Below are 9,435 nucleotides of genomic sequence, written 5' to 3' on the forward strand. Positions count from 1 at the left end.
TTGACCTTTGACCTTTGACCTTTGACCTTTGACCTTTGACCTTTGACCTTTGACCTTTGACCTTTGACCAGCATAAACAAAAAAGGCTGCACAGTGCAGCCTTTTATTCTAGTACTAGATAATGAATCTAGTGTGTATAAATATAATTTAACCTACATTTTTACGTGCATTGCGGAACATACGCATCCATGGGCTATCCTCGATCCACTCATCTGGGTGCCAAGAGTTAGCAACCGCGCGGAAAACACGCTCAGGGTGTGGCATCATTACAGTAGCACGACCATCCGCTGATGTAATACCTGTAATACCTTCTGGCGAGCCATTTGGGTTATTAGGGTATTGCGTTGTTGGCTTACCGTGGTTATCAACAAACTTCACAGCCACTGTACCAGACTCAAGCGCCGCTTTAACAGCTGCATCGTTTGCAAATTCAGCATGACCTTCACCGTGTGAAACAGCGATTGGCATACGAGAGCCAGCCATACCGTTAAAGAATACAGACGGATTCTCTTGCACTTCGACTAAGCTAAAACGTGCTTCAAAACGCTCTGATTTATTAGTTACAAAACGTGGCCAATGCTCAGTACCAGGGATCAACTCTTTTAATGTTGATAACATTTGACAACCATTACATACACCTAAGCTAAATGAGTCTTGACGCTCAAAGAAGCTTTGGAACTGATCGCGTGCCATATCATTAAACAAGATTGATTTAGCCCAACCTTCACCAGCGCCGAGTACATCACCGTAAGAGAAACCACCACATGCCACTAAACCTTTAAACTCTTCAAGGCTTAAACGCCCTTCAAGAATGTCGCTCATGTGTACATCAACGGCTGCAAAACCAGCACGGTTAAACGCTGCTGCCATCTCTAAATGCGAGTTAACACCTTGCTCGCGCAAAATGGCCATTTTAGGCTTAGCGCCTGTGGCAATATAGGGTGCTGCAACATCTTCGTTTAAGTCAAAGTTAAGTTTAACGTTAAGGCCCGGATCTGTTGCGTCAAATTTGGCATCAAATTCTTGCTTAGCGCAATCAGGGTTATCACGGCGTGCTTGCATTTGGTAGGTGGTTTCTGCCCAAATAGTACGTAATTCTGTACGCGTATGACTTAATACAGCATTGCCCGCACGGTTAAATACCACGGTATCATCGTTGTTTAGGGTGCCAATTTCGTGGCTGATTGCAGTAATACCATGCTCTGCAAATACCGCATTCACAGCAGCTAAATCACTATTAGCTACTTGAATAACAGCACCAAGCTCTTCGTTGTAAAGCGCTTCGATATCTGAGCCTGTTAAAGCGTCAAGGTTTACAGTAACGCCGGTGTGACCCGCAAATGCCATTTCAGCCACTGTGGTAAATAAACCACCGTCTGAACGGTCATGATAAGCAAGTAGCTTGCTATCAGCGACTAGCGCTTGCATTGCATTGTAGAAGCCTTTTAATAACTCAGGGCTATCAACATCAGGGGTTACATCACCCAATTGCTTATAAACTTGCGCAAAGCTTGATGCGCCCATGCGATTTTTACCCGCGCCTAAGTCAACTAAGATAAGTGACGTTTCGCCTTTATCTGTACGTAGTTGCGGAGTAACCGTTTTACGCACATCATCAACACGGCCAAATGCAGTGATAATCAATGATAATGGTGCGGTTACTGATTTTTGCTCACCACTTTCATCCCATTGGGTTTTCATCGACATAGAGTCTTTACCCACTGGAATAGTTAAGCCAAGCGCAGGACAAAGTTCTTCGCCCACCGCTTTTACTGCTTCATATAAACCCGCATCTTCACCTGGGTGACCTGCTGCAGCCATCCAGTTTGCAGAAAGCTTAATGTTTTCAAGGCTACCGATATTAGCACATGCAATATTAGTTAATGACTCAGCCACCGCTAAACGTGCTGATGCACCGTAGTTAAGTAATGCCGCTGGTGTACGCTCACCAAGAGACATTGCTTCACCATGGTAAGTGTCATACGTTGCTGCAGTTACGGCACAGTTAGCAACTGGCACCTGCCAAGGGCCAACCATTTGGTCACGAGCAACTAGCCCCGTTACTGAGCGGTCACCAATGGTGATCAAGAACGTTTTTTCAGCAATCGTAGGTAAACGCAATAAACGTGTTGCCGCTTCACTTACGTCAATACTTGCAGTATCCAGCGCTTTACCAACAACTTGTTTAGATTGCGCTTCACGGTGCATTTTCGGTGCTTTACCTAATAATACATCTAGCGGTAAATCAACGGGGTTATTATCAAAATGGTTATCAGCAACCGTTAAGTGACGCTCTTCAGTCGCCTCACCAATTACCGCATATTGCGCACGTTCACGCTTACAAATAGCTTCAAAACGGTCAAAGTCTTCAACTGCTACAGCAAGCACATAACGCTCTTGAGACTCATTACACCAGATCTCATGCGGTGCCATGCCCGGCTCATCATTAGGAATATCACGCAGTTGAAATTTGCCACCACGACCGCCGTCATTAACAAGCTCAGGGAAAGCATTTGATAAACCACCGGCGCCCACATCATGGATAAACGCGATTGGGTTATCATCACCTAACTGCCAGCATTTATCGATGACTTCTTGACAACGGCGTTCCATTTCTGGGTTTTCACGTTGTACTGATGCAAAGTCTAAATCTTCATTCGATTGGCCTGACGCCATTGATGAAGCCGCGCCGCCACCTAAACCGATGTTCATTGCTGGGCCACCTAACGCAATCAGCTTAGCGCCGACAGGTATTTCACCTTTTTGCACATGATCAGTACGAATATTACCTAAACCACCAGCCAGCATAATAGGCTTGTGGTAACCACGTACCTCTAGACCATTATGACTTGTCACTTCTTCTTCATAGGTACGGAAGTAACCAACTAAGTTTGGACGACCAAATTCATTATTAAACGCAGCGCCGCCTAATGGCCCCTCTGTCATAATATCTAATGCTGTAACGATACGCTCAGGCTTACCAAAATCAGTTTCCCACGGTTGCTCGTAACCAGGAATACGTAAGTTTGATACAGTAAAGCCAACTAAACCAGCCTTTGGCTTAGAGCCACGGCCTGTTGCTCCTTCATCACGAATTTCACCACCTGAACCGGTGGCAGCACCAGAAAATGGTGCAATCGCAGTTGGGTGATTATGCGTTTCAACTTTCATCAAGATTTCAATATTCTCTTGATGATATGTATATTCACCTTCAGCATTTGGGAAGAAACGACCTGCTTTCGAGCCTTTCATTACTGCGGCGTTATCTTTATAAGCAGATAATACATTTTCAGGGTTTAGCTCGTAGGTATTTTTAATCATTTTAAACAGCGACTTCGGCTGCTCAATTCCGTCAATTGTCCAATCAGCATTAAATATTTTATGACGACAATGCTCTGAGTTTGCTTGTGCAAACATAAATAATTCGATGTCGTTCGGGTTACGCCCTAACTTTTGGAAGTTTTCAACCAAGTAATCAATTTCGTCATCCGCTAGAGCAAAGCCTTGCTCAACGTTTGCAGTAGCTAACGCTTCACGTCCGCCGTCTAAAATGTCAACTGACGACATTTGATTCGGTGTATCATTACGGAATAACGTCGCAGCGTCGTCCATTGCGCTGTGCGTTGCTTCGGTCATGCGGTCATGTAATAAGGCTGCAACTTGATTTAATTGCTCAGCATTCAAGTCACCTTCAACATAATAAGCGATGCCGCGCTCAACACGGTGTACTTGAGTTAAGCTACAATTATGTGCAATATCCGTCGCTTTTGAAGCCCATGGCGAGATGGTGCCAGGACGAGGCGTGACTAACACCAAAGTGCCTGCAGGTGTATGTTCGGCAATCGTTGGACCATAGGTAAGTAACTTCTCAAGCTTAATTTGCTCATCACTTGACAGCTGTGCGGTTAGATCTGCAAAGTGTGCATACTCAGCGTATACATTAGTGACTGGAAGTTGCGCCTGTTGGCAACGGGCTAAAATTTTCTGAACTCTAAAATCGGAAAGTGCTGGTGCACCACGAAGGATCAACATAGGTATTTTCATCCGGGGTTAGGGATTGAACGATATTTTAGGCGGGTATTATATACTCAAGTAACTCGGAAATACAGGTTAAGCAGGGAATTAAAATTGCGGCAAGAGCGCTATAAGTTAGCATCGTTTATTACTAATCATACCCAGTGGCAGAGGAAATATAAAACACAGTAAAGTCGTCTATAACAAATCGCCAAGTGACGTCATCGCAAAGTTTTGATATAAAAGTGTAATAGCATTCAAGGGGCACAGTATGTTTAAACAAAAGCTAATAACAATCATTACTTTAGTAATGCTTTTGTGTGCCTGCGATATGCAACAGCAGCAATCTCAACTTAACCAAATAAAAACTCAAAACAAAATCAGAGTGGGTACGTTAGCTGGAGCAAGTAATTATTATCAAGCAGTGCAAGGTGAGCAAGGATTTGAATATGAGTTAGCGCAAGAGTTTGCTGAACACTTAGGCGTTAAACTTGAAATGGTGCCGTTTTTTAACTTATCCGACATGTTTTCACGCTTAGATAGTGGTGATTTAGACTTAATAGCCTCTGGTTTAACGTACAATAAAGTACGCGCACAAGATTACCGTTTCGGCCCTACTTATCGCACAATTAGCCAAAAACTGGTTTATAAACAAGGTAGAGTAAGACCTCGTGATTTTGATGATCTAACCGAAAACCTCACTGTACTTGCCAAAAGTAGCCATTCATTGGCGCTGCAACAGTTAAAACAAACTCATCCTGATTTAACCTGGCACGAAACAGAAGATCTCGATGAAGAAGAGCTACTACAAGCTGTGATCGACGGTGAAATTGATTACACATTAGCTGACTCACACACGCTATCACTATTTCGTCGTTATCATCCCAATTTAAGCATCGGCTTTTCAGTCACACGCAATGACCCCATTGCTTGGCTGCTGCGCAAAGACGGCGACGATTCCCTCTATGCGTTAATGGTGCCGTTTTTTGGTGAAGTAAAACAAAGTAATCAGCTTTATGTACTTGAAGAGAAATATTTTGGCCATGTCCGCCAATTTAACTACGTTAATACCCTTGCCTATATTGAAGCAATTAAAGACACCCTACCAAAATACCAACCTTGGTTTAAACAATATGCGGGCACATTAGATTGGCGGCTACTCGCAGCGGTAAGCTATCAAGAATCAATGTGGAACCCTCGGGCAAAATCGCCCACGGGAGTACGTGGTATTATGATGCTCACACGCGATACGGCCAAGCAAGTAGGTGTCACAAATCGCTTAGCGCCAGAGCAAAATATCAAAGGCGGCGCAGAATATTTGACGAAGCTAGAAAAACGAATTCCCGACCGTGTTCCTCAGCCAGATCGTACTTGGCTGGCTTTAGCATCCTATAATATTGGTTGGGGTCATGTGAACGATGCACGTATTATTACTGAGCAGCAAGGCGCCAGCCCTGATAAATGGGCTGATGTAAAAAAACGTTTACCACTATTAATCAAAAAACGTTACTACCGTAAAACCAAATATGGCTATTCGCGCGGTGATGTCGCAGTCAAGTATGTAGATAATATTCGTCGATACTACGATGCACTAGTTTGGTTAGATGAAAATGACGCGATCAGCCCACCGACCACTGAACCCAATGAGGCTGAACAAATAGAGCAAGCTGCTACCCAAGCTACTAAGATTAAAAATCCAAAGCCTGTCACAATACAAACCACGGTCTCCCCAACAAAGGATGACAGTATAGATGAGCAATCACCGCAAAAAAAAGATAGCGGCGAACAATAAAAATAACTTAAAATGCGATAGGTACACGCAAACTAAAATATCTATTTACTTGTCATCAAATGATCACTACTGTGTAGTATCCAGTATATAATTAACTTATATCTTTTCTCACTCTCACATTTTCAGGAGAAACCATGCTGAAACGTCGGCGTACACATTCGTTCAAACGAAATGTTATTTATTCATCATCTACCCGTCGTAGAATAATGCTGCGTAATTTACATAGAAAAGTAATTTGGCGTCGCAGAATGTTTGCAATGCAACAAATGGCAGAGTTAAGCATTGCAGCACCTGCAGGCTAAGCCTGCAGGTCACGCAAAGCTTTCTTTGCAGCTTTTATTTCTTGACGGCGGCGTTTAAAAAAATCAGAAATAGTTTGCCCACATAACTCACCTAGTATCCCAGCCTCAACTTCAACCTGATGATTTAACCTAGGATCTTGTAATAGATTCATAATAGAGCCTGCTGATCCTGTTTTTTCATCCGCAGCCCCAAACACCAAACGTTTGATACGGCTGTGTACTAGTAACCCCGCGCACATAGAGCATGGCTCCAACGTGACGTATAAAGTACAATCAATCAAGCGGTAATTATTAACAACCCTGCCACCTTCGCGTATCGCAATCATCTCTGCATGAGCAGAAGGATCGTTATCTGTAATCGAACGATTGTAGCCAGCTGCAATCAACTGATTATCTTTGATCAGTACAGCACCGACTGGAATTTCATTCAACCGCTCTGCTTGTTTTGCATACTCTAGAGCTTGCGCCATCCAATATTGATCGTTCAATTGTTCACTCATTGACTTAATCTTTAACTAATTATTGTTTAATTATACTCACTTAGGCTATTAAAATGCTAAAAATACTGATTAGTGATAAAAATAAAACAAATTAAAATGGCTTTAACATGGCTCACTTCGTGCGATTTACGATATAATCCCTCGCTTTTTTTATTTAGCTCACAACACATGGGTAGCAAATGAAATTTCCTGGACGCCGCAGGCATAAACATTATTTTCCAGTGGAAGCCAAAGATCCACTTACTAATCAACTCAACGCCAGTGATAAGTTGCAGCGCAGCTATATCACCGGAATAGATCAAATCGTAGTTGATATAGAGGCTAAAGTCGATCAAGCTTTCCTTGATGAATTTAAACTGCGTCGAGGTATGTCGCAAGTTATTGATAGTGATATAACCAATGCATTATATGACCGCTTAAAACTCAACAATATGATCGATTATGAGTTTGCAGGAGGCACTATTGGCAACACTATGCACAACTATTCAGTATTAGCGGATGACCGCTCTGTATTACTAGGTGTAATGAGTGAAAACATTAAAATTGGTAGCTACGCTTATCGCTTTTTATGTAACACCTCAAGCCGTGTTGATCTCGACTATTTACAACCAGTAGATGGTCCGATCGGCCGCTGCTTTACACTCATTGACGATTCGGGTGAACGTACTTTTGCCATCAGCGCAGGGCTGATGAACCACCTACGACCTGAATCAATCGATCAGAAATTAATAGAGAACTCATCGGCATTAGTGATCAGTGCTTACTTAATGCGTACGCAAAGTTCTGAAACGATGACAGAAGCAACAATGCAAGCTGTCAAATATGCCAATCATGCAGGCGTTCCTGTTGTACTCACTCTTGGCACTAAGTTTTTAATCGAGCAAGACCCTACCTGGTGGGCTAGTTTTGTCGAAAAACATGTTGATATTTTAGCAATGAATGAGGAAGAAGGGCTGGCAATCACTGGCTTTGAAGATCCTCTACTCGCTGCTGATAAAGCACTAGATTGGGTAGATTTAGTGATCTGTACAGCAGGAGAGAAAGGCCTTTTTATGGCAGGCCACGTTGATGAGCAATTTAAGCGAGAAACAGAATACCCGCTGCTTCCTGGCGCAATACCAGATTTCAATCGTTATGAGTTCTCGCGCGCCATGCGAAAAGTTGACTGTCAGCAGCCAATTCGTGCATACAGCCATACAGCACCATTTATGGGTGGACCAGACTCAATAAAGAACACCAATGGTGCAGGGGATTGTGCATTAGCAGCGCTACTACATGACTTATCAGCAAATGAGTACCATAAACTCAATGTTGGCAATTCAGCTAAACACCAGCAACCAGCAATGACCTACTCATCATTAGCACAAATTAGTAAGTATGCTAATCGCGCCAGTTTTGAAGTGTTAGTACAGCATTCACCACGCTTGTCACGCGGTTTACCTGAGCGCGAAGATTGTTTAGAACAAGTGTATTGGGATCAATAAGATCCCGTTACGCTAAACAAAGCTAAAATATCGATATATCAAGCTTTTTAGATAGCAGCTCTAATGCTGCTATTCCCGCCACTGAGTTACCAAAAGAGTTTAATCCCGGTGAATAGACTGCCACTGTAAATCTATTCGGTAACACCGCTAATATTGTTCCAGAAACACCGGATTTACCTGGCATGCCAACACGATAACCAAAGTCACCTGCTGCGTCATATAACCCACTGGTAAACAACAACGAATTTAGTTGCTTGTTTTGACGACTAGAAAGTACTCGTTTATTCGAGCTGTAATCTATCCCTTTATTGGCTAAAAAATTGTACGCCTTGGCAAGTTCAATACAATTAAGTTCTATGGCACAAAAATTAAAATACGACCAAAGCACATCATCTACTTCATTCTCAAAGTTACCGAATGATTTCATTAAATGTGCCATTGCCGCATTTCTATGCCTAAACTCATATTCTGAGTTAGCCACTTGCTTGTCAATTACAATACTGCGATTGCCTGACAAATCGCGAAATGTTTCAAGCATAGAGTGCATTGGAGCTGATAAACGACTATACAAAGCATCACAGGTAACAATCGCTCCCGCATTAATAAATGGGTTACGTGGAATCCCTTTTTCAAACTCAAGCTGTGTCAGAGAGTTAAACGCCGTACCAGAAGGCTCTTTGCCAACTCTATTCCATAATTCATCGCCATAGCGTTGTAACGCTAATGTCAGAGTCATAACCTTGGACACAGATTGAATTGTGAAACGTTGTTCACAATCACCGGCGCAAAAAATTTCTCCTTCCGTAGTATAAATAGCAATAGAGAACTGCTCAGGAGAAACCTCTGCCAATGCCGGTATATAATCGGCAACTTTACCCTGCGTTAGTAAAGGCTTAACCTCTTGAGTTATCTCATTTAACACTCGTTGGTAATCACTCGTTGGCAATCGACACCTCAATAATACGAAATCTAAAATCAAATTTTAACACGTCAGATCCATAACCGCATGGTAATGTTGAGCAAATAGGGGATTAGCTGATATCAATAAAAATATTTCACTACAAACTTCGAAACTATTACAGCATAAGTAAACCAAAGTAAGAGCTTTTAAGTTCCTACTTTTTCACTTTAATACCAATGCTTTTTATTAAGTGATCAAATTTATCCATTTTCTCGAACAGATACGCTTAACGTTATCAATGTCTGAGCGAAATGTATTCCACGCCCTACTTACTTGCTCCACAATATCGTCATAACTTGCAAATGTACGATTAGATAACTCTCTATTTCTCATCCATGCCCACACTTGCTCAATGGGGTTCAGCTCGGGTGAGTAGGGAGGA

At 42.5% G+C, this 9,435-nt stretch carries 7 protein-coding genes; 3 read left to right on the plus strand and 4 right to left on the minus strand.

Annotation, left to right across the window (positions count from 1 at the left end; all coding sequences use genetic code 11):
• Positions 1-147: 147 nt before the first annotated feature.
• Entirely contained in the window at positions 148-4,032 is a 3,885-nt protein-coding gene (gene purL, locus HHO47_RS10265) for a phosphoribosylformylglycinamidine synthase (RefSeq protein WP_169020228.1), read from the minus strand.
• 253 nt (positions 4,033-4,285) lie between these two features.
• On the opposite strand from purL, the gene mltF reads away from it, so the two are divergent.
• Both mltF and HHO47_RS10275 read left to right on the plus strand, forming a co-directional pair.
• Positions 4,286-5,806, plus strand: a complete 1,521-nt coding sequence (gene mltF, locus HHO47_RS10270) for a membrane-bound lytic murein transglycosylase MltF (RefSeq protein WP_169020229.1) — start codon at positions 4,286-4,288, stop codon at positions 5,804-5,806.
• A gap of 134 nt (positions 5,807-5,940) precedes the next feature.
• A complete protein-coding gene (locus HHO47_RS10275) occupies positions 5,941-6,108 on the plus strand; it encodes a hypothetical protein (protein WP_169020230.1) in 168 nt (55 codons plus the stop codon).
• Here HHO47_RS10275 and tadA read toward each other — a convergent pair.
• Positions 6,105-6,608: a tRNA adenosine(34) deaminase TadA gene (gene tadA / locus HHO47_RS10280; protein ID WP_169020231.1), complete on the minus strand. Its 504-nt coding sequence runs from the start codon at positions 6,606-6,608 to the stop codon at positions 6,105-6,107. The genes HHO47_RS10275 and tadA overlap by 4 nt on opposite strands.
• A gap of 179 nt (positions 6,609-6,787) precedes the next feature.
• Between tadA and HHO47_RS10285 the strand changes: the two genes are divergently transcribed.
• The gene (locus tag HHO47_RS10285; protein ID WP_169020232.1) at positions 6,788-8,092 is read left to right on the plus strand and encodes an inosine/guanosine kinase; all 1,305 of its coding nucleotides are present in this window, start codon (positions 6,788-6,790) and stop codon (positions 8,090-8,092) included.
• Positions 8,093-8,114: 22 nt separating this feature from the next.
• On the opposite strand, the gene glsB is transcribed toward HHO47_RS10285, so the two are convergent.
• A complete protein-coding gene (gene glsB, locus HHO47_RS10290) occupies positions 8,115-9,038 on the minus strand; it encodes a glutaminase B (protein ID WP_109875654.1) in 924 nt (307 codons plus the stop codon).
• 201 nt (positions 9,039-9,239) lie between these two features.
• Positions 9,240-9,435: transposase (locus tag HHO47_RS10295; RefSeq protein ID WP_248290974.1), on the minus strand; the 196-nt coding region annotated here is incomplete at its 5' end.

It is taken from the genome of Pseudoalteromonas arctica, assembly GCF_012927645.1.
Taxonomy (GTDB): domain Bacteria; phylum Pseudomonadota; class Gammaproteobacteria; order Enterobacterales; family Alteromonadaceae; genus Pseudoalteromonas; species Pseudoalteromonas arctica_A.

Bases quoted from the DNA above. Each gene is read 5' to 3' on its own strand.
- tadA (WP_169020231.1), bottom strand. From the start codon at position 6,608: ATGAGTGAACAATTGAACGATCAATATTGGATGGCGCAAGCTCTAGAG.
- mltF (WP_169020229.1), top strand. From the start codon at position 4,286: ATGTTTAAACAAAAGCTAATAACAATCATTACTTTAGTAATGCTTTTG.
- HHO47_RS10275 (WP_169020230.1), top strand. From the start codon at position 5,941: ATGCTGAAACGTCGGCGTACACATTCGTTCAAACGAAATGTTATTTAT.
- purL (WP_169020228.1), bottom strand. From the start codon at position 4,032: ATGTTGATCCTTCGTGGTGCACCAGCACTTTCCGATTTTAGAGTTCAG.
- HHO47_RS10285 (WP_169020232.1), top strand. From the start codon at position 6,788: ATGAAATTTCCTGGACGCCGCAGGCATAAACATTATTTTCCAGTGGAA.